Annotated in this window: 16 protein-coding genes; 10 read left to right on the top strand and 6 right to left on the bottom strand. The window is 50.7% G+C overall.

Features of this window, described 5'->3' with window-relative positions:
• Positions 1 to 290: 290 nt before the first annotated feature.
• Complete coding sequence (locus FIU95_RS15750; protein ID WP_152454670.1) at positions 291 to 2,912, top strand: TonB-dependent siderophore receptor; 2,622 nt, start codon at positions 291 to 293, stop codon at positions 2,910 to 2,912.
• 157 nt (positions 2,913 to 3,069) lie between these two features.
• Here the strand turns inward: FIU95_RS15750 and FIU95_RS15745 are convergent, their stop codons facing one another.
• The 4 genes from FIU95_RS15745 to can form a co-directional block, all read right to left on the bottom strand.
• Entirely contained in the window at positions 3,070 to 3,801 is a 732-nt protein-coding gene (locus FIU95_RS15745; protein ID WP_152454669.1) for a glycerophosphodiester phosphodiesterase, read from the bottom strand.
• A gap of 201 nt (positions 3,802 to 4,002) precedes the next feature.
• On the bottom strand, positions 4,003 to 4,515 hold the full coding sequence (locus FIU95_RS15740; protein WP_152454668.1) for a flavin reductase family protein: 513 nt from the start codon (positions 4,513 to 4,515) through the stop codon (positions 4,003 to 4,005).
• Positions 4,516 to 4,620: 105 nt separating this feature from the next.
• Positions 4,621 to 6,288 carry an FAD-dependent oxidoreductase gene (locus FIU95_RS15735; RefSeq protein WP_152454667.1) on the bottom strand — a complete coding sequence of 556 codons (1,668 nt, stop codon included), beginning with the start codon at positions 6,286 to 6,288 and terminating at the stop codon, positions 4,621 to 4,623.
• A 108-nt stretch (positions 6,289 to 6,396) separates the two neighbouring features.
• Entirely contained in the window at positions 6,397 to 7,053 is a 657-nt protein-coding gene (gene can, locus FIU95_RS15730) for a carbonate dehydratase (protein WP_152454666.1), read from the bottom strand.
• A 135-nt stretch (positions 7,054 to 7,188) separates the two neighbouring features.
• Between can and FIU95_RS15725 the strand changes: the two genes are divergently transcribed.
• The gene (locus FIU95_RS15725; protein ID WP_152454665.1) at positions 7,189 to 7,407 is read left to right on the top strand and encodes a hypothetical protein; all 219 of its coding nucleotides are present in this window, start codon (positions 7,189 to 7,191) and stop codon (positions 7,405 to 7,407) included.
• Between the two features lie 163 nt (positions 7,408 to 7,570).
• Complete coding sequence (locus FIU95_RS15720) at positions 7,571 to 8,080, top strand: GNAT family N-acetyltransferase (RefSeq protein ID WP_152454664.1); 510 nt, start codon at positions 7,571 to 7,573, stop codon at positions 8,078 to 8,080.
• A 71-nt stretch (positions 8,081 to 8,151) separates the two neighbouring features.
• Here the strand turns inward: FIU95_RS15720 and FIU95_RS15715 are convergent, their stop codons facing one another.
• A complete protein-coding gene (locus tag FIU95_RS15715) occupies positions 8,152 to 9,369 on the bottom strand; it encodes an MFS transporter (RefSeq protein WP_152454663.1) in 1,218 nt (405 codons plus the stop codon).
• Positions 9,370 to 9,546: 177 nt separating this feature from the next.
• On the opposite strand from FIU95_RS15715, the gene FIU95_RS15710 reads away from it, so the two are divergent.
• Genes FIU95_RS15710 through FIU95_RS15695 form a run of 4 tightly spaced genes read left to right on the top strand, consistent with a single transcriptional unit; the run spans position 9,547 to position 15,554 of the window.
• Positions 9,547 to 11,412 carry an IucA/IucC family siderophore biosynthesis protein gene (locus FIU95_RS15710; RefSeq protein WP_172975427.1) on the top strand — a complete coding sequence of 622 codons (1,866 nt, stop codon included), beginning with the start codon at positions 9,547 to 9,549 and terminating at the stop codon, positions 11,410 to 11,412.
• 34 nt (positions 11,413 to 11,446) lie between these two features.
• Positions 11,447 to 12,427, top strand: coding sequence for a GNAT family N-acetyltransferase (locus FIU95_RS15705; RefSeq protein WP_152454661.1), 981 nt, complete (start codon positions 11,447 to 11,449; stop codon positions 12,425 to 12,427).
• Positions 12,424 to 14,238, top strand: coding sequence for an IucA/IucC family siderophore biosynthesis protein (locus FIU95_RS15700; protein WP_152454660.1), 1,815 nt, complete (start codon positions 12,424 to 12,426; stop codon positions 14,236 to 14,238). The genes FIU95_RS15705 and FIU95_RS15700 overlap by 4 nt, the downstream gene beginning before the upstream one ends.
• Positions 14,239 to 14,240: 2 nt before the next feature.
• Entirely contained in the window at positions 14,241 to 15,554 is a 1,314-nt protein-coding gene (locus FIU95_RS15695) for a lysine N(6)-hydroxylase/L-ornithine N(5)-oxygenase family protein (RefSeq protein ID WP_152454659.1), read from the top strand.
• Between the two features lie 106 nt (positions 15,555 to 15,660).
• On the opposite strand, the gene FIU95_RS15690 is transcribed toward FIU95_RS15695, so the two are convergent.
• Positions 15,661 to 16,599: a hypothetical protein gene (locus tag FIU95_RS15690; protein ID WP_152454658.1), complete on the bottom strand. Its 939-nt coding sequence runs from the start codon at positions 16,597 to 16,599 to the stop codon at positions 15,661 to 15,663.
• Positions 16,600 to 17,223: 624 nt separating this feature from the next.
• On the opposite strand from FIU95_RS15690, the gene FIU95_RS15685 reads away from it, so the two are divergent.
• The 3 genes from FIU95_RS15685 (at position 17,224) to FIU95_RS15675 (ending at position 19,859) form a co-directional block, all read left to right on the top strand.
• The gene (locus FIU95_RS15685; protein WP_152454657.1) at positions 17,224 to 17,949 is read left to right on the top strand and encodes a hypothetical protein; all 726 of its coding nucleotides are present in this window, start codon (positions 17,224 to 17,226) and stop codon (positions 17,947 to 17,949) included.
• A 315-nt stretch (positions 17,950 to 18,264) separates the two neighbouring features.
• Positions 18,265 to 19,380: a phospholipase A gene (locus FIU95_RS15680; RefSeq protein ID WP_253868684.1), complete on the top strand. Its 1,116-nt coding sequence runs from the start codon at positions 18,265 to 18,267 to the stop codon at positions 19,378 to 19,380.
• Between the two features lie 74 nt (positions 19,381 to 19,454).
• Positions 19,455 to 19,859 carry an NUDIX hydrolase gene (locus tag FIU95_RS15675; protein WP_152454655.1) on the top strand — a complete coding sequence of 135 codons (405 nt, stop codon included), beginning with the start codon at positions 19,455 to 19,457 and terminating at the stop codon, positions 19,857 to 19,859.
• Positions 19,860 to 19,884: the final 25 nt, after the last annotated feature.

The raw sequence follows: 19,884 nt of genomic DNA, 5'->3' as shown, positions 1-19,884 counted from the left end.
CAGTAATGACTGCTAGCTGGGTGTGTCAGCTATTGTTTTAAATAAATTTAAACGCCATGGGTTTTGGTTTCTTGAGTAACTGTTGTCTAATCAGCTGAGGGGAAATGCCAACAGCTGAGAAGCTTTTGCGTTGAGGCCAAAATTTTAATCATTGGGGCGAGCTGACTTATTCCCTAATAAGAAAGAGCGCTCGATTATTTTACTTGCGTGTGAAAATTACTGTGCATCACTTCTTGGGGTGTCAGGTGGTGTGCTGTCCATATCAATAATGAGAAGAGAGGACGGGCAATATGCAAACCCATTTGCTAAAACCATTATCGTTGGCAATCGCTGTCGCACTAACGGCTCCAAGTACCTTTGCTCAGGATCGAGGTGAAAAAGCCTCGACTACCGATGATCGTACAATGGAAGAGGTGATTACTACCGGTACTCGAAAGGAAGGGGTTTCCCCAACAGAAACGCTTTCCCCGGTCGATGTTGTGGGAGGGGAGGAGCTAGTAGATCAAGCAGGCTTCGATCTCACCGAATCCCTGGCAAAAATTGCTCCCTCCTTTAATACCCAGCGTTTTCCTATCGCCGATGGTACCGCTTTTATCCGTCCGGTGACTCTGCGCAATTTATCCCCAGATCAGACTTTGGTATTGGTCAATGGCACTCGCCGGCACCGTTCTGCTCTGGTGAACTTGCAGCTCGCTCCTCTGGGCACTGTAAACCAGGGGGCCCAGGCGGTGGACTTTTCCACACTGCCATCCATGGCTATCGAACGGGTGGAAGTACTGCGAGATGGTGCTTCGGCCCAGTACGGCTCTGATGCTATCGCTGGTGTGGTTAATATCATCCTAAAGGATGATGCCGAGGGTTTTGGGCTGTCCGCTCAGACCGGCGAATACTTTGAGGGAGATGGGACCCGCAATTCTTTTGCCGCCAATGCAGGTTTTAGCCTTTTTGATCGGGGCTTTGTCAATGCCACGGTGGAATATTCAAAGGCAGATAAAACCTGGCGAAGTGTTGCTCGTCCAGATGCAGCGTTTGTGGGCTCTGTAGTTGGTGAAAATCTGGTGCCATTAGATGGCCTTGGCCAACGCTGGGGTGACCCAGATGTGGAGGCTTTAAAATTCTTTGTCAACAGCGGTTTGGATATCAACGACGATGTGGAACTGTACGGAAACTTCGGTTATTCCACGAATGAAACTATTTCTGACTTCTTTTATCGTGGCCCTGTATTAGATCCTGAATACGAGTTCACCGCACGGGGTACTTTGCAGGTTGATATGCCCAATGACCCCAGTAATCCAGAAAGTATCGACTATATTCCAGATCCAGCACCACAGTCACTGATTGATTATATCGTCGGTCAAGGCTTAAATCCGTCCGATTATCTAGTAGCGGATGATTCCAGTCCCAGTGGCTTTGTATTGCGTAACCCAATCTATACCCAATTCCCCGGTGGCTACAACCCGCAATTTGGGGCAGAAATTCATGATATTTCCGCTGTTGTGGGTGCTCGTGGAGAATTTCAGAATGGTTTAACCTGGGATCTGCGCGCTCGGGTTGCAGAGAACGAAGTAGAATATGTTTTAAAAGACTCTATTAACCCCAGCCTTGGGTTATTGTCACCCACTAGCTTTAAACCTGGTACTCTCACCCAGGAAGAGTCCAGCCTCAATGCAGATTTTGTGAAACCCATCGATATCGCCGCCTTCGCTTCGCCATTGAATATCGCTTTTGGTGCTGAATGGCGAGAAGAAACTTATTCAATCGGTGGCGGTGATGGCGCATCTACAGAAGTAGGCCCCACTGCGATGTATTTTGGCGTGGGCTCGGATGGGTTCCAAGGTTTCCCCTCAGAAGCTATAGGTAGTTATAGCAGTGAGAGTATTGCCGCTTATATCGATCTAGAAGCGGATGTAACCGATGCATTAACGCTTGGAGTGGCGTTACGCTTAGAGGAATATGATGAGTTCGGTTCTACTTCCGATTGGAAGCTTTCAGCCCGCTACGATCTTAATGAGTACTTGGCTCTGCGTGGCACTGTGAACACTGGCTTCCGAGCGCCAACGCCAGGTCAGATGAACACCCTCAATGTCACCACTACGGCGGACTCCAGCGGTAACTTAATTCCGAGTGGTACCTACCCGGTGGACCATCCGATAGCGATGGCTCTGGGGGCTAAGGAATTAACCCCCGAGGAGTCAACCAGTTTTACTTTGGGGGCTGTGTTTTCGCCATTTAGCAATACCAGCGTCACCCTTGATTACTACAATATTGATATCGAAGATCGCCTTGCACTGCGAAATAACAAAATCGGTACAGAAGAAATCGAGTTGCTGCAGAATGCCGGGGTGGAGGATGCTGCGTTATTGAATGACAGCAATGCTAACTATTTTGCTAATGCATATGACTCAGAAGTTTCCGGTATTGATATTGCCATTACCAGTGACTTTGAGCTGGCAGGCAATTTACTGGTTGTGGATTTACGTCACAATCACAATAAGCAGGAAGTCAGTAATGTCGCTGCTAATACTATTAATGCCTCCAGAGTTTTCGATCTGGAAAATCAGGTTCCCAGTGACCGCACTACACTGACTTTTGATATTGATACTGGCGCTATATTCAGCGGTTATTTGCGTTTGAATCGTTATGGTGATTGGGAGTCTACCGCTGGTTTGTTTGGGCCAACTGATGCTTCGGATACCTATAGCTATGGTAGTGAAGTTTTGGTGGATTTAGAGGCAACCTTTACCCTCTATGAGAATTATAAATTAGCTATAGGTGGTGAAAACATCTTCGATATACAGCCGGATAGTGAGAGAAACGAAGCTATGCAATCCTTGGGCATACGCCATGCTCTGACTTCACCGTTTGGTTTTAACGGAGGCTTCTGGTATCTGCGTGCGAGTGCAGAATTTTAACGAGGCAGAGTGTTTTTATTGGGGCGGTTTCCCTAGTTTTCTTTAAAGGATGATCATTGCCAATCTAACTTTTCCATAGCTTCAAATCGGCAACAAAAAACCCGGCGGATGCCGGGTTTTTTGTTGCCGATTCGTCACCCTCATTAGGGAGAAATCCTCAGCTGGATTTTGTACCCGCAAGAACCTGCGTATTGAAGTCCAGTACTATTTGTGGCTTATCGGTAAAGACACCATCCACACCCTGGGTGGCTAGCAGTAATAAGTCGTCTGGGTTGTTAACGGTAAAAACATAGTTTTTTAAACCCCTGCGTTTCGCATCGGCGATCAAATCGGCCTCGAGAAAATCCAGGCAGGTGTGTAATGAGTAAGCTTTGAGAGGCTCTGTACTCGCGGCCAGATCCAGGGGAATACCGCTGAATAAAACACCGCGGCGCACCTCTGGTATTAGATGTAAGCACTCGTGCAGCTGGCGATGATCAAAAGAGGAAACAATATATTGTTCGAAGCTCGCTCCTTCGTCGCTGACGAACATTCGGATTTCTTTCGCTATCAGCGCTGCTGAGTTGGGGCCCTTGATCTCTATATTGAGTTGGGCACTGCTGCCGACTAATTCCAATACCTCCCGTAGGGTCGGAATTTTGTTGCCACAGGGTAAGGTACGCTCACGTAAAGTATCCGGGTGAAGATCGGTTATCAATTCGTTGCCGGAAAGCAGCCTTCCCAAGCGCCTATCGTGTGTAACTAGCAATTGTCCGCCGATATTCCAGACATCAATTTCAATACCGCCGATGGCTAATTCCAGAGCCTGGCTTATGGCCTGCAGCGTGTTTTCACTGGCTCGAAGCTGGTATCCACGATGGGCGAAGCAAAAAAGAGTGCCTGGATTCACTGTCGCTAAACTCCCCGGAGAATTTTTTGAGTCTGTCATGGAATTATGACGATGGGATGATTGGGGTACCAAAGTTTATCGGCTGCTAACTTTGGTAGGATTCTAAATATTTTGTACAAACTTAATGAATAGAAACAGGATAAAGGAAGAGGGCCCTTGGCCCTCTTCGAAAAATTGCTTGTGGAATCCTTCTATAGATTCCTATTCCCCAGCCAAGGCGCGGTAGCGCCCCCGGTGGAAAACCAAGGGTTCGCCGCCGTAAGCGCAAAACTCCAGTACCTCTCCCAATAGAATGGTGTGATCACCGCCCTCAATACATTGGGCTCGACGGCAATGGAAATAGGCGGCGCACTCTTCCAGCCGAGGTATGCCATCGGGGCCCTCTTTCCATTGAATCTGTCCAAATTTATCGGCCCCACGACCGGCAAACAGGTTGGAAACGTGCTGTTGGTCAGCGCGCAGTACGTGTACGGCGAAGTGTTCGCGAGTGGTGAAGGCCTCATAGCCTAGAGACTGTTTGTCGATACTCCACAACACTAGAGCGGGGTCTAGGGATACAGAATTAAAGCTGTTGGCGGTCATTCCCGCAGGTTGGCCCTTTGAATCCCGGGTGGTAATCACCGTGACTCCGGTAGCGAATTGCCCCAGAGTATCGCGTAACAGGCGGCTTTGTTGAGGGGAGGGCGTGATAATAGGGCTTCTTTCTGTCGACATACGATGGTTGCTTGTACAAAAACTGTGCTAGCCGACCATTTTACGGCAAAAGCGCACTGATTGCGCGTCTTGCCTCGCAAGCTAGTGAAAGATGCTCGAATACAGCTATTCAAATGACTTATCGTTCATAAGTGGCGCACATTCGCTGGCGAGCCGCTCTCTCTCTGCGATTGCGGCACCTATTAGGGCGAAGCCCAGCAGTTCTCCATGGTGATTGCGAAACTCGGCGCAGACGCCATCATTGTCAGAAGAAATTTGCCAGCTGCCCTCGGCACCTAGCTGGGGTGGACATACGGTAGTTGGGCGCAGTGTCGTTTTAACCGCAACGGGGATAACCCCATAGCATACAGGGCAGGGTTCACCGCTTAAAGTTAGCGCCAGTGCGCGGGCACAAGTCATTAGAGGGGCGACATAAAAGAGCTGGTGGCCTTCCAGTTCTGCACAGTCGCCGATAGCAAATATATATGGGTCACTGGTCTGTAAGCTTCGGTCGACGGTAATTCCCCGTTGAGTTTTGAGTCCCGCAGTTTTGGCCAAAGTGGTATCGGCTTCCAGGCCCAATGCTGCCAGGGCAATATCAGCTTCTAATATTTTACCGTTATCGAGCTTGGCCTCAATGCCGTTTGTACTGTGACTCAGTGAACGTATGGACCTGCCCAGATTAAAACGCACCCCATTATCACTCAGTACCCCCTGAAGATCGCGACCAGCGGCCTCTGGCAGCAGAGAGGCGAGTGGCCAGTCTTGTGGGTCAACTACCGTTACGTTAAAGCCAGCTTGTACCAAATCGTTGGCAAATTCACAGCCTATGAGACCTGCGCCCATCAATAGCACCCGTTGACACCCGACGAGCGCGGTGCGAAAGCGATGGTAGTCAGTCAGGTTATTGATTCGAAATAGCCGCGCGTGGGCATCACCAGCGATAGCTGGCAGTTTGCGACACTGGGCTCCTGTGGCCAATACCAGTCGGTCGTAATGCATGTTTGCTGTGTGGCCCCCGGCTTCCTGCCGCAGGGTCAGTGCTCTGGAATGGGGAGATATGGAAATGACATGGGTATGCACCAGAATTTGCGCGTTCAACCTGCGGGCCATTTCCTCGGCACTGGCTTGGCATAATTGCGAGGCTGTTTTGCCATGGGAAAGAGAAGCGGACAATAGGGGCTTTGAGTAAAAGGTGCCATCGTCACTGGAGATCAGCATTAGGGGGCTGGTGCGGTCGTGTTTGCGGAATTCCAGTGCCAGGTTATATCCGGCCAGGCCGGTGCCGATAATCACTAGTGGGCCCCGATTTTCCGTAAGAGCGGTGGAGGCTTTGTGGCGGCTCGGCTCTTTGTCGCTTTTTATTTGCTCCGGTGCCGAAGATACCAGCACCATATCGAAGTCTTCCTTGCCCACACCACATTGCGGGCAGCACCAGTCCTCCGGGATATCCTCCCAGCGGGTGCCGGGCGCTATGCCCTCTTCCGGACAGCCCTGGGCTTCGTCGTAGACCCACCCGCAAACCATGCACTCCCAAATGCGAAAAGTGATGGTGCTTTTATGGGATGGCGAAGGGGAGCTAGGGCATGTTTCAGGGGAAGCTGCGCCACCTTCCGGTGTACCCAGCTCGCGCATTGAAAAATCCTGTTTACTGGCACCGCACTGGGGGCAGCACCAGTCCTCGGGGATATCCTCCCAGCGGGTTCCTGGAGCAATACCGTCCTCCGGCCAGCCTTTGGCCTCATCATAGATCCAGCCACAGTTTTGGCATTCCCACTGGCGATATTTAGGCATGGCACCCCCGCGTTAACTGGCAGTCTCCGGCTGTTAAGGCAGCCGGGGTTGGGTACTTATTGTTAACAGACCCTAGGCAAATATAAGGGAGACTGTAGGAGGGCGCTGCTATTCGTTATTGCCCTGGGAAATAGTGGCCAGCGCATTCTGATACACATCCGCGATCTCTCCGGGGTGGCGAATGGATATTCCCAGGTCGTGTACCAAGCCGTCTTTCAATCCATAGACCCAGCCGTTGACGGAGAGTGGCTGCCCTGAGCGCCAAGCGTCGCGCACGATTGTGGTTTGGCAGATATGGATGACTTGCTCAAGGACATTGAGCTCGCACAGTAGGTCAGTGCGCTGCTGCTCCTGGAATAGGTCGACCAGAGTGTGATGCTTGTCGCGCACGTCTTGAATGTGGCGTAACCAATTGTCGATTAAACCGAGTTGTTCGTTGTGTAGGGCTGCCTGTACACCGCCACAGCCGTAATGGCCGCAAACAATAATGTGCTTCACCTTCAAAATCTCTACGGCGTACTGCAAAACAGATAAGCAGTTGAGGTCTGAATGCACCACTACATTGGCGACGTTGCGGTGTACAAACAGTTCACCGGGCAGCAGGCCGACAATTTCATTAGCCGGCACGCGACTATCTGCGCAGCCTATCCAAAGATATTCTGGTGATTGCTGCTTAGACAGCTTGAGGAAAAAGTCCGGGTTTTCCTTGCGGGTGGCCTCGGACCAGTGGTGGTTATTTTTTAATAGATGATCTAGCGGGTGCAATGCTGTTGTATCCTGAGATGACCAATTGGACATTATGTTGGCAGGATAGCGACTTTATTCCTGCGGGCCAAGGGGGTTTGAACTAACCTCAAGGATGACTAGTTTTTAGGTTTGGGTCTTATAAAGGGAAGAATAATGGCGAGGCGAAATCACTCGGGTCCCAGCAGACGACAACGTAGACCCGTGCGTTCTGGATTTGTCGATCGGCACCGTTTGCGTATGCGACAGCTGCAGGCCCGGCGAACCCGCTTGCGTGGCTACCTCTCTAACTCTGAAGAGACAGATGTTGTTGATGCTGCGGGCGAGGTGGATATTCCACTTAATCAAGAGCTGGAAAGGGAGCCCTTGGTTTGATTTTCTCTTCTCTGTTGGATTCCAGAAAAGAAAGAAATGAGCAGAAAAGCTCGACCAACTTAAATTTTGAGTATTAATCGCCAAATTATCAGAAATTTGTTTACATAGGGTCCAATGAGCCGTTGCGCGCTTTTCCTGCAGAAAAAATTTCGGAGAAATAAAAATGGCCTTGGTTACCCAGGAGACCTCCACTGCAGTTCACGTGGTTCTGGCGAATTATTCAGACCGCCGCCATGCTGAAGATATCATTACTTTAATGGAAGAATACTCCCGTCATCCCTTTGGTGGCGGGGGGCCATTACCGGAGCAGTGCCGCAATGAATTGGTATCTAAACTCGCGGATTTTCCCGGTGCTTTCAGTGTACTGGCCTATGACGATGATAAAGCCTTAGGCCTGGTGAATTGTTTTACTGGTTTTTCGACTTTTGCGTGTCTGCCCCTGGTGAATATTCACGATGTTATCGTTAGCGAGCGTGCCCGGGGCCAGGGCGTTTGTGCCGCAATGATAGATTTTGTGGCGCAAGAGGCAAAAAAGAGAGGGTGTTGCAAACTGACGATGGAGGTGTTGGAAAAAAATCTTGCGGCAAAGAATGCTTACCGCAGGGTGGGCTTCAAACCCTACACCTTAGAGGAAGAATTTGGTCAGGCAGAATTTTGGCAACGGTACCTTTGAGCTTTAGTAAATTTTGGTAAGTTTTGGGGGGGCATCTAGCCACCCCTCCTCTCGATCCATTAGATACAGATTTAACAATCGTATTGCGCCTGCTGCAGTTTTTTCCTCTTGCCGATCAAGCTGGCGACTACGGCAAAAAGCGCGATTAAGGAGACGCTGATCAGCAATCCAAGTAAGGGTTGCTGTGGTTCTCTCTCATACAGCCAGCCACCGACAGCAAAGCCGATGGTGTAGCCACCGGTATGCATCAGTGACAGCAGCCCAAACAGCCTGCCGCCACGCTGTTGCGATTGGCTTAAAAGCGCGCTGTAGCCCGGCACCAAAAAAGCGACCCCCACCACAAAGATCAGTAGTCCGGCAGCGGCGAACAGGCTACCCAAAGTACTAGCTAGCAATATAGTGCCCGTGCACAGGGAGGTCACTCCTAGCATAAAACTCACTTGTGGCGCTTTGAGCTTTCGCACCAACCCCACTTGAACCAGGAACCCACAAATCGCCACCGCAGCCAACAATACGGCGGTGGTCGACGAAGCCCCCATAGCGCTGAGACCATAGAGATCCTGAAGAGCAGGGCCCATAACCACCTGTAGCTGACCGACACTAACGGTACCCAGCAGAGCGGTGGCAAAAAGCGCAATAGCGCCGGGGGGAAGAGAAGAATTATCAGGGGATTGTACTTCCGGCACATGACTCTCGCCTTTGGGTAATCCGGCAGTTAGCAGCAGGGCACTTAACGGTAACAGGATTAACCAGGCCAACGGCCACAGTGCACCAGCCAGAAGTGCCGGCAGGGCAAGCAGGGGGCCGAGACCTCGTCCCAGATTGGCTGCCGCACTCAAGCCTGAAAGAATGGATAAGCGCTTATCCGCTTCTCCCAAGTCGATGGCCCAAGCCTGGCAGCAGGGATAGATGGCCGCGGCATTTAATCCATAAATAATTCGGCTGATCGCCAGTGCGATAAGAGCGTTGCCTTCGTCAAGATATCCCTGGGACATGGCTATTAGCAGTGCAACAAAAAGGCACTGGGCCAGTAGGGCACCGGTTAAGCCTGCGAGTAGTACTGGCTTGCGGCCAATCCTGTCACCCATTTCCCCCCAGAGTGGCCCGGCAATCATCAGGCAAAAAGTCCCCAGGGCTACAAGCCCCCCAATACTGGCCAGGCTTAGGCCGCAGCGCTCGACTATGAGCGGAATTTGAGTCAGAAGGACAACCTGGGCGGCTCCCTGGCTGGCCACCACCATATTGATTTTACACTGGTGATTTTTTGAGCGGTTCTGGGGTTTCCGCATCCGGGGCTCCACAACAAATAAATAAGAATGCACAAAAAGTGCGACCCTTTCCTGTGCATGAGTTCACAGCCAGATAATTTCTCTAGCAGCGGGCTTGAAGTGCGAGAAATTTACCTGCATCATAAGGCTAATGCAAACCATTCTCACTTAGATTTAGCTCAAAAAAGAATCACCACCATGAATAATCCTCAATCCGATGCGGCTAATGCCGGCTGCATTGATGGCGATGCTTTTGCTCAAAACCCAGTTATGACTGCCGGGCTTACCGAGGTCAATATGGCTGCGGAAAGAATGTCAGCCAACTGTTTCTTCAATGCGCTAATCCGGGAAACGGATAGTGCTGTCTGGCATGAGCTGACTGGCGAGCAACTCCCCGAAGGCATCAGCCTGCCAGCGGTGAGTATTCCTCTGCCCGCCAGTGGTGAAGAACTTTGGTTGAATGCCTCTTACCGCAGTAAATGTGGCAGGCATCAATTCGCCTTGCCTATGGTATGGAAAACTGCGGATGGCGCCAGCAAAGCTATTGAGCTAGCCGAAGCGGCACAGCTGGTTGCACAGGAGCCCGCGTTTTTTTCCGGCGCTACCACAGAGTCGAGAGTGCAGTTTACCCGCCGGGTCTCGGCCAGCGTAAAAAACATGGCTCAGGCGCTGGCAGCACGCAGAACCGATACTGAAAAGCTATTTACGCAGCCGTTGACTTTTGCCGAGGCGGAGCAGGCACTTTTGTGTGGCCACTCTATTCACCCGACCCCTAAAAGCCGTGATCCATTCACCGATGAGGATGCCGAACGTTTTGCACCAGAATTTGGCAATAGCTTTGCCCTGGTGTGGTTGGGGGTGGACCCGGATTATTTACGCGGAGCCAGTGGGGCGGAAATCAGTGAAGCGCAGTTTGCCGAACTGGTCCGTGCAACAGATGCTGCTCCGGCAGCCCCGCAGGGGTTTGTAGCTATCCCGGCACATCCCTGGCAGTGGCGTCAACTCGGTGAAGATCCTCGTGTTGCAGAGTTAGTTGCGAGCGGAAAAATTATTGAGCTGGGCGAAGGGTGTGAGCCATGGCGGGCGACCTCCTCACTGCGCGCTATTTATAGTGGCAAAAGCCCTTATATGCTGAAGTTTTCCCTCAGCTTGCGACTGACAAATTCGGTGCGCACCTTGCAGCCAAAAGAAATGGTGCGCGGTCTCGAAGTTTTAAAAGTTCGCAATACGCCACTGGGACAGGAGTTTGCCAGCCGCTACCCGCGCTTTCAGGTATTGGCGGAACCCGCTTATCTGATGCTTGCGGATAGCAGTGGCGAGCAGATTATAGAAAGCCTGGTAATGTTCAGGGAAAACCCATTCCTGGAATCCTCTGCAGAAAATACTTGCTTGCTGGCCACTCTGACCCAGGATCATCCCAATGGTGATCCCTGTCGGGCTGCACAGTTGGTGCAGCGTCTTGCTGAAGAGGAAAAAATTTCCACAGAAGCCGCTACCAAGCGTTGGTTCAACGCTTTTCTCGATGCAGTGATCGAACCTTTGCTAATCGCCCAGGCCGATTTTGGCATTTTATTTGGTGCTCACCAGCAAAACCTGATTTTGTCATTCGATGGTGCTCTGCCTGTGGCAGGTTATTTCAGAGACTGCCAGGGCAGTGGCTATAGCCGTCTGGGCGAGGAACTGCTTAAACCTTACTTGCCTGATCTGGCCCAGGACAGTGAGAATGTCATTGATGAAGAGATGGCCAATCGCCTGTTTGTTTATTACCTGATTGTTAATAGCTGCTTTGGTTTGATCTGTGCGCTTTCCGCTGCGGGATTATTATCTGAGCATGCGTTGTTACGTCAGTTGCGTGAACGCCTGCAATTGCTTTATGAGGGGCAGAGACGTGACCGCAGTTGTCTGGAGTATTTGCTCACCGCCGATGAAATTTGGGCTAAGGGCAATTTTCAATGTGCGGTGATCGGTATGAATGAAACGACCACCGATGACCCGCTTTCCATCTATCACACCATGGTGAATCCACTGCAAACGGCAGTAGAAGCTGAAACTGCGGAAGCCTGAAACCTGTGTCGATGAAAATTGAAAGGAAAGAATTATGACCAGCTCAACAGCTGCGCTTGAAATTTCTTCAGGGGAGCGCGGTCAGCTCCCCGATGGGCGCGCATGGCAAACTATTGCGGGCGGATATCGTTGCCATTCAAGTGGCGAAAATTATTTTCAGATTGAATATACCCCCGGACAAGAAACTGCGCGTTTTATTCTGCTGTCCGGTGATAATCAACTGGCAGAGTTGGACCTTTGGTTCGACTGGTTTTTTTCACTGAATGCGGCACTACAAGCTATTGATATCGCTGAAGAAGGTACTGTCGTTAGCCGTGTATCCCGCAGTGGCTTTTATCAACGGACCGAGCTTTGGTATTGCGGCAACAATGGTGGCAAGTTTCCACTGCAGTGGGTGGTGAATGAGCAGGGGGTTCGTCACCCTCTCCGTGCAGAACCGCCAAAAGGAGAGGTTTACCGTCGCCACTTCCACTCCTTGGGAGTGGATTTTAGTTTGCGTCATCTGGACCCCCAGGAGGATTTGGAGCGTTTTACGGACTGGATGAACCAGGAACGTGTTGCGCTTTTTTGGGAGGAAGAGGGCGATGCCGAGAAACAGAGACAGTTTATCGACTCTGTGATGCAGGACCCCCACAAGCACCCGTTAATTGCCTGCTTTGACGATGAGCCCTTTGCCTACTTTGAAATTTATTGGGCTCTCGAAGATCGTATTGCACCCTACTACGACTGCCAGCCATTTGATCGCGGCGCGCATATGTTAGTTGGCAACCAGCGTTTTTTGGGCGGGCGCTTTGCCCAGGCTTGGTTCAATGGTGTTAGTCATTTTATGTTTCTGGACGATGCGCGCACCGAAAGTTTAGTTGGAGAGCCGCGCGCAGATAACCGCGCCTTACTCAAGTATATCAACGGCACCTTTGGCTGGAAAAAAATTAAAGAGTTTGATTTTCCGCACAAGCGCGCTGCACTGGTGATGTGCAAGCGGGATGAATTTTTCCGGAGCATGGGGGGAGTATGAGCACGGATAAATACTGGAAGCAGGTCAACAGGACTCTGTTGGTAAAGTCATTAGCGGAGCTCTGCTACGAGCAGGCACTTATCGCTAAGGACGAGGGTGCAGGCCGTTACTCTGTGACTCTTAAATCAGGTGTTATTTATAGCTTTAAGGGCCAGCTGACAGTTTGGGACTGGCTGTTGATTGACGCGCAAACCATCGAGCGGCAATTTGAAGGGCAGGCATTGCCTGCAGATGATGCGGCACAGTTTTTTATCGATGCTAGCGAAGATTTAGAGGCTACTTCCAGCACACTGGGCAATTTATTGCACGAACTTGCCAATACTCTGGTTGCTGATGTCGTCCTACTGCAAAAGCGCGAAGGGCTGGATGCTCAGGCTCTGGCCACATTGCCAGATGAACAATTGCAATGCCTGTTGGATGGGCACCCCAAGGCCATGGTGAATAAAGGGCGTATCGGTTGGGGAGCACAGGAATTTAATGCTTACGGCACGGAGGCGGCTCAGGGGGTTCGGCTTTTATGGTTAGCCGTTCGTCGGGATTTGGCCGTGAGTGGCAATAGTGAGCAATGGGATTGGCCACAGCTATTAGCTGAGAGCTTGGATGAGGCACAGCTGCAGCAGCTGGATCGTGCTTGCCGTGAAAAAGGGGTCAGCTGGCAAGAGTTTTTGCCATTGCCTGTACATCCATGGCAGTGGCAGCATCATATCCGCCAGCATTATGCACAACAAATTTTCCGCGGCGATCTGGTCCTGCTCGGTGAATTTGGCGATAGCTACCTGCCTCAGGTATCACTGCGCACTCTGTCAAACCTTGAGCGCCCGCGCGCCTTGCATGTAAAGCTGCCGTTAACGGTATTAAATACTTCTTGCTACCGTGGGATTCCGGGCAAGTTTATGCGCTGCGGGCCGGCATTATCAGAGTGGATGCAGTCACTTTGTGATCGTGATGAGCAACTGCAGTTGCGCGGTACAGGGATTCTACAGGAAGTAGCCGGACTACATGTGCCGCACTCACATCAAGAGTCGGTTGAGGGCACGCCTTATCGTTACCGTGAATTACTGGGAGCCACTTGGCGGCAGAGTCCGGCGGGCTTGTGTGCAGAAGGTGAGCGCCACCTTTTAATGGCTGCGCTACTGCAAAAAGATGCTGGCGGTAAATCTGTGGCTGCCGCTTTGATAGAGGCTTCCGGTCTCTCTGTAGAAGCCTGGCTCACGCACCTGTTCGACGCTACGGTGGTGCCGCTTTATCACCTGCTTAGCCGCTATGGCATAGGCCTGGTGGCGCACTCACAAAATCTGACACTAGTATTGCGCGATAACAAAGTGGTGCGCGTTCTTTTAAAAGATTTCCAGGGAGACCTACGCCTAGCCCAGGGTGAGTTCCCGGACCGTGCAGACCTGCCAGAGTCTGCGGCACAGGTCCTCGATCAGTTGCCAGCGAATTATATTATTCACGACCTGTTCACTGGCCACTTTGTCACAGTGCTGCGCTATTTATCTGCCCAATTGATGACAGAGATCGGTTTGGGTGAGCTGGAGTTCTACGGCGTTTTAGCTAAGGTTTTGCGCCGCTATCAAAAATCTGCGCAACAGGATAACGCTGATATGACAGAGCGTTTCCAGCAATTTAATTTATTCCGTCCCCATATTGAACGTGTCTGTATTAATCGCGTGCGTTTGCGCCAGGGCTACGATGACAGTGCCGAGCGTCCTGTCCCCATTGTCGGTGGAGACCTGACCAATCCACTTTGGCTCGCTGAACAAGAGTCACAACAAAACCAACCTGAAACCGCTTCCGCTTTAGAGGCTTAATTATGAGTAATATCCTAGATCTCGCCGGTATCGGAGCCGGTCCTTTTAATTTGGCCGTTGCCGCCCTAATGCGGAACAAATCTTTGAGCCATCGCTTTTTTGATGCTAAAGCGGAATTCTCCTGGCACCCGGGTTTAATGTTGCCGGGCGCTATGATGCAGACTTCTTATCTGAAGGATCTGGTGACACCGGTCGATCCCACCAACCCTTGCAGCTTTCTGGCGTACCTGGTGGAAAATAAGCGTTTCTATGACTTCCTGCATGCGGAGCAGCGCACCGTAACTCGCCGTGAGTTTGCCGATTACCTGGCTTGGGCTGCGCGTCGCCTGGATTCCATTCAAATGAGTAGCCGTGTCCAAAGCGTAGTGGATAATGGTGAATACTTTGAGCTGGATGTACATGGACCCAATGGCCGCGAGCAAGTGCTTGCCAAGAATTTATGTGTTGCCGCTGGTAAAAAACCGAATATCCCGGAGTGCAGTCGCCCATTCCTGTCAGACAACTGTTTCCATGCACTGGAAATTGCCCTGCGGAATCCAGATGTCAGTGGTAAGCGTGTAGCCGTGGTCGGTGGCGGTCAGACAGGTGCAGAAGTGGTTATTAATCTTCTGAGCAAACACTGGGGTCGCCCGCAGCAGGTAACCTGGGTGTCCCGCCGCAGCAACTACTTGCCGTTGGATGAGACACCGTTTACCAATGACTGGTTTACCCCGGAATATGTCGATGTTTTCCGTCAATTGAGCCCACAGCGTCGTGAAGAAGTTGTCGCAGAGCAAAAGCTGGCTTCCGATGGTATTTCCCCGGAGACTCTCAAGGAGCTTTACCAGTTATTCTATCGCCTTGTGCACCTGGAAAAAGATGCTGAGCGAGTGGCATTAATGCCTAACCGCGAACTGATGGATATGTCTCACCGTGGTGACTACCAGTTGCAGCTGGAAAATCACCTGCTGGGAGAGGCGGACGGTACCGAATGGATAAATGCCGATATCGTTATTTTGTGCACCGGCCTTTGCGAGGCTTTGCCCCCTTGCCTGGCGCCCTTACAGGAACATATCGCCCGTGATGCAGAGGGTCGTTTGTTACTGGATGATGCCTTTGCGGCAAAACTCAGCGGTGATGAGAGTGGTCGCCGTTTGTATTTCCTTGGCACGGGCCGTACCAGCCATGGAATTGCTGAACCACAGCTGAGTCTATCGTCCTGGCGTGCTGCGCAAGTGGTGAATGACTTGCATGGCAGTGCTGTGTATGACAACCAGCAAACCAGCAACTTTATGAAATGGGTTACCCCTCAAACTCAGCAAGCTGCTGTAGCGTAAGTTTATAGGGGAAACCGTGACCGACCTTCTGGTGCCCACCAGAGAGGCCGGTCACGGAAGAACTATTTTTCTACAATCCTTCCTCTGAATATCATCGTCCCAAGTATCATTTGGCAACGTCAATAAAAATACCCATATGGTCAGTAACCGCAGCGGCTTTATTGGCTCCATTAATGCTGACCACCGTGCTTTGAGATAGATAGTCCACATTAACAATTTTGATGGTTGCAGTGTTGTAGACAGCTACATCATATTTTTGACTAGCGGTACTATTGGTGCCGGAAAAACTGCGTTGATAAGAGTCCGAAGGCGTCAACTCAGTAGCGGGGTGAGCGTCACGAAATATATTGTTTGTTGCTCGGCTAATTACTGATGGGGTAAAGCTGTTGCTGCCTTGGTTGGTATCTCCCATCAGGAGATCAATAGCACCGTGCCCTTGTTGTAATAAAAATTTATTAATATTTTGGTAGAACAATGTTGCCTGTCCTTCACTTTTGGCAATGCTGTTGGGGACATGCACAAATACAGCATTCACATTACCTGTCTTTACCGCGATCCAGCCCATGCCCGAACCCAGAATCTGGTGTTGAGTGGTATTGGCAGCATGAACGCTAAAGCTGTTACAGGCTTTACCGGTAGAGCTTGATCCTACCAAATCGCCTGCGTGCTGCTGCATGGAACCCCATTCGCTATGGGCTCCATCCATTTCGCCATATACCAGCAGGTCACAAGGCTTCCTGAGTGAGCGATAGAGATGTTGGTGGGTTTGCCGCGCCTTACCTTCAATCATGCTAAGAAACTGACCGTTATTGTGTTGGCCTTTGGCCATATAACCTTGTGGTGCTTGAGCAACCAGCTGGGCTGGGCCACAGATCGGAATGTGGGGTTCCAGGCTTTCGGCTGTTGGCATTACCAAAAACCAGGGGCTTTGTTGAGCAGCTTGGTGATTGTGGGTGACGCGAGTGAAGTGTTGGCTATTGGAGGCACTCACACCACGATTGGTACTGGCGTTAGAGTTAATGGATTGGTAGGCAAAGGTTGGCATATCGGCTACTCATTTTTATTGAATCGTCGAATCAGATTTATTCTTTAATACCGTTTCTTAATAAGAAAAGCCAGCCTTCTTTGTAAATATGGCTTGGTAGGTCCAGGCATTTTTCGCTAAAAATTGGCGCGATATTATTTTTTAACTCAGGATTTCTGACTGATCTTCAAAGCGTTTATGACGGCTGAAAAATCACTTTCAGGTTCTGGTGGTAAATGTCGGACTTAACTTCTGTGTTTTTTAATCGCAATTAAAGCAATTGTTTAAAAACACTGCTCGGCCTTTGAGATTGTTTTTCCTGTTTCCAAGCTTGTCATTAACTTGGAGTTTATTAACGAATTCTTTCAAAGGCTGATTTTTTCATCAATTATTTCTGTATTTCCTCTGGAAATGGTCTAGGTGAGAGCTGAATAGTCTCAGTAAATCCTCAAGTTCTTCGTTTTGATAGCGTTGGGATATATCTATTTTAAAACCCCTTATTTGTGATCATAACCTCTTAAAAAAACTATAAATATATAGCTGAATAAAGTGCCAAAGCCGGTGTGCCCAATACTCCTTGTGCAATACTTTTTGGGTACTGAACCATTGGTCTAGTGCATGCAGTGAGCAGGGAGGAAATCTGTAATGCGTTTGAACTCAACCCTTGCACAAGGGCGTTATCACTACAGCTGCGACGGACGCGAAATGCCCGTACAGGACAGCTGGCAGTTGGGCTTTGACGCCCAGGGGCGCCGCTCTCTGGTCAGTCAGAGGCTGGTGGGCGATCAGGGCTTCGGCATAGAGGTCTTTGCGCTCTTAAGTAATGGTTTGGTGAGTGAGTGCCAAGTGAGCTGGCGCGATGAGGTTGACGAAGTCACTGCCCAGTATCGTTTATGCTCTCCTGAGGGGCACTCTCCCCGTTTAGGTGATGAAATAAAGGCAAGCTGGAGTGGGCCCAATGGCCCGCAGGAATTGCAGGTGGGTGGTAATAACCGTCTGCTGTTTCCTCTGATGCGAGTTTTTATGGGGCCGCTATTGAAAACACTGATAAAACACCCAGCAGGCCTAGAGGTTGTTTCTCCGGATATTGTGGATCCCTCCCAGCGGGGCAAATTATTGTCCCCAAGAGTGAGTCACCGCACTGCACGAATTATGGCCGGAGACCAGGCTAGCCAGCGCACCCAGGACCTGGGTTCGGATATTAGCGGTTATATTTATCAGGGCGATGAAGCTGAGCGGGATGCGCACTGCTATGTCGATAACCGCAGTTTGCTGGTTGGTTATGATTGGCCTTCCAGTACTGGTCGCCTGTGGCAGGTTCGGCTCAGAGACCTGGAGTGGTCCCCCAGTCTAACCAGCCTGCTTTTTTAATATCCCTTCTCTTATCTGTGGTTGTGTTCACTTAGGCTGAAGTTTGTGAACACAACTGAATTATCAGTCCAGTGAATAATGAATATTGATTGACGTCTCATTCATCTTGATAAGATTTCAGGGTTTCTACGACTCGTGAAAATTATCCCAAAATGCCTTCCTTCCCCAGTGTTTTGAACTTTTAGTCTCCAGTGGGCATCCTAGTCAACCGCCCGTAACAGGTCTTTGAGAAAGTACTGACAAATTTATACGGCGGGATTTTTTCAGAACCGCAGTGTAAGCTTGCGTCACTATTGTGCTAATGGGGGAGCCATTTTGCCTTTTATCAAATCCAATTCCCGTTGGGGGATGCCACTGGCGATTGCCTTAGTTGTGACTTCACAGTTACCCTTTAATGTCGCTCTGGCCAGTATCGATGAAGAGACAGAGGTAGAGCTCAAGGAGCTGGATAAAGCACCGGAAAAACAGCAGGAGCAGTGTTTGCAAGAGCAACTGTTGATTTCTTCTGCCGAGACCACTCTGAGGGAGATTCGCTTGCTCTGTGCTGACCGGGTCAGGGCTCAGCTGGGGCTGGAGGAGGATTTCTTTGAGGTCGATCCGGTGGTGGAGGAGTACTCAGAGGAACTGCCGACGGATAAGGTCCTGCTCGGTGGCCGTGCCCAAGCTATTCGCGATGCTGCCAGCAATCCCTTTACGCTGGCCTCCCATAAGACCAACTATATATTGCCATTTACCTATAACCCGTCTCCCGAGAAGGGCGGTTTGTCGGATTATGAAGGTGAAGGCAAAGACTTGGATAATATCGAGGTGCAATTCCAGCTGTCGGTGCAGGTACCTGTGTGGCGGGGCTTTCTCGGCAGTGCCTCATTTATGAGTGTGGCCTACACCAACCGCAGTTTTTGGCAGGCCTATAACTCCGATAACTCATCACCCTTTCGTGAAACCAACCACGAACCGGAATTGATTCTTACCTGGCTCAATGATTGGAGTTTGTTTGGCTGGCAAAATGTGGCGAACCAGATTGCCTTCAATCACCAGTCCAATGGCCGCAATGAGCCCTATTCCCGAAGCTGGAACCGGGTATACGCTAACTTCCTGTTTGAGAAGGATAATTTTTCCCTTGGCATCAAGCCCTGGTATCGCCTCCCGGAGGACCGTGACGATGATGACAACCCGGATATAGAGCATTACATGGGGCATTTTGAGCTGGGTGGGCGTTACCGGGATGGCGATCACACCATAGCCGTTATGGTGCGCAACAATTTGCGCTCAGATAACCACGGTGCCTTTGAGCTCACCTGGGGCTTCCCCCTTGGTGACCGCGTGGATGGCTATATTCGCTACTTTAACGGTTACGGAGAAAGCCTGATTGACTACGATGAGTCAGTGCAGACTCTTGGCTTCGGTTTCACCCTGGCTCAGGGGTTCTAGCCCCTGTTAAAGGGTGAGTCAGAAGTGGTTCAGGGAGAGGTGGTTCAGGGAGAGGTGGTTCAGGGAAGGGACCGATGGGATTTGAAGACAGTTACCGACTCAGCGCGCATGCGGTGATTACCAATGATGCGGGGGAAGTCTTACAGTTGCTGGCAACATATGCCAATCGCAGCTGGGGGCTTCCCGGTGGCGCCCTGGACCCGGGAGAGACTATCCACGAGGCCCTGCGGAGAGAGTGCCGTGAGGAGTTGGGCCGGGAGGTGGGTATCGAATACCTCAGTGGTGTCTATTACCACAAGGTTTATAACTCCCATGTTTTTATTTTTCGCGCCCGCTTCACCGATAGAAGGCACATCACCCTATCTAGTGAGCACTCAGAGGTAGCGTATTTTCCCCTTGAGCGCCTCTCCGAGGTGCAGCGGCAGAGAGTCAGGGACTGCCTCGAGTTCGATGGCGTTGTTCGCAGCGCAAAGTTCTAACTTTATCCCCTTCCTTGGCAATAGA

The organism is Microbulbifer sp. THAF38, from assembly GCF_009363535.1.
Lineage (GTDB): Bacteria > Pseudomonadota > Gammaproteobacteria > Pseudomonadales > Cellvibrionaceae > Microbulbifer.
Note: the sequence above shows the minus strand (reverse complement) of the source record. Positions and strands in the feature narration are given on the sequence as shown.

Excerpts from the sequence above, each read along its gene's own strand:
- FIU95_RS15750 (WP_152454670.1), top strand. The coding sequence starts at position 291 with ATGCAAACCCATTTGCTAAAACCATTATCGTTGGCAATCGCTGTCGCA.
- FIU95_RS15740 (WP_152454668.1), bottom strand. The coding sequence starts at position 4,515 with ATGTCGACAGAAAGAAGCCCTATTATCACGCCCTCCCCTCAACAAAGC.
- FIU95_RS15735 (WP_152454667.1), bottom strand. The coding sequence starts at position 6,288 with ATGCCTAAATATCGCCAGTGGGAATGCCAAAACTGTGGCTGGATCTAT.
- FIU95_RS15725 (WP_152454665.1), top strand. The coding sequence starts at position 7,189 with ATGGCGAGGCGAAATCACTCGGGTCCCAGCAGACGACAACGTAGACCC.
- FIU95_RS15720 (WP_152454664.1), top strand. The coding sequence starts at position 7,571 with ATGGCCTTGGTTACCCAGGAGACCTCCACTGCAGTTCACGTGGTTCTG.
- FIU95_RS15715 (WP_152454663.1), bottom strand. The coding sequence starts at position 9,369 with ATGCGGAAACCCCAGAACCGCTCAAAAAATCACCAGTGTAAAATCAAT.
- FIU95_RS15710 (WP_172975427.1), top strand. The coding sequence starts at position 9,547 with ATGAATAATCCTCAATCCGATGCGGCTAATGCCGGCTGCATTGATGGC.
- FIU95_RS15705 (WP_152454661.1), top strand. The coding sequence starts at position 11,447 with ATGACCAGCTCAACAGCTGCGCTTGAAATTTCTTCAGGGGAGCGCGGT.
- FIU95_RS15700 (WP_152454660.1), top strand. The coding sequence starts at position 12,424 with ATGAGCACGGATAAATACTGGAAGCAGGTCAACAGGACTCTGTTGGTA.
- FIU95_RS15695 (WP_152454659.1), top strand. The coding sequence starts at position 14,241 with ATGAGTAATATCCTAGATCTCGCCGGTATCGGAGCCGGTCCTTTTAAT.
- FIU95_RS15690 (WP_152454658.1), bottom strand. The coding sequence starts at position 16,599 with ATGCCAACCTTTGCCTACCAATCCATTAACTCTAACGCCAGTACCAAT.
- FIU95_RS15685 (WP_152454657.1), top strand. The coding sequence starts at position 17,224 with ATGCGTTTGAACTCAACCCTTGCACAAGGGCGTTATCACTACAGCTGC.
- FIU95_RS15675 (WP_152454655.1), top strand. The coding sequence starts at position 19,455 with ATGGGATTTGAAGACAGTTACCGACTCAGCGCGCATGCGGTGATTACC.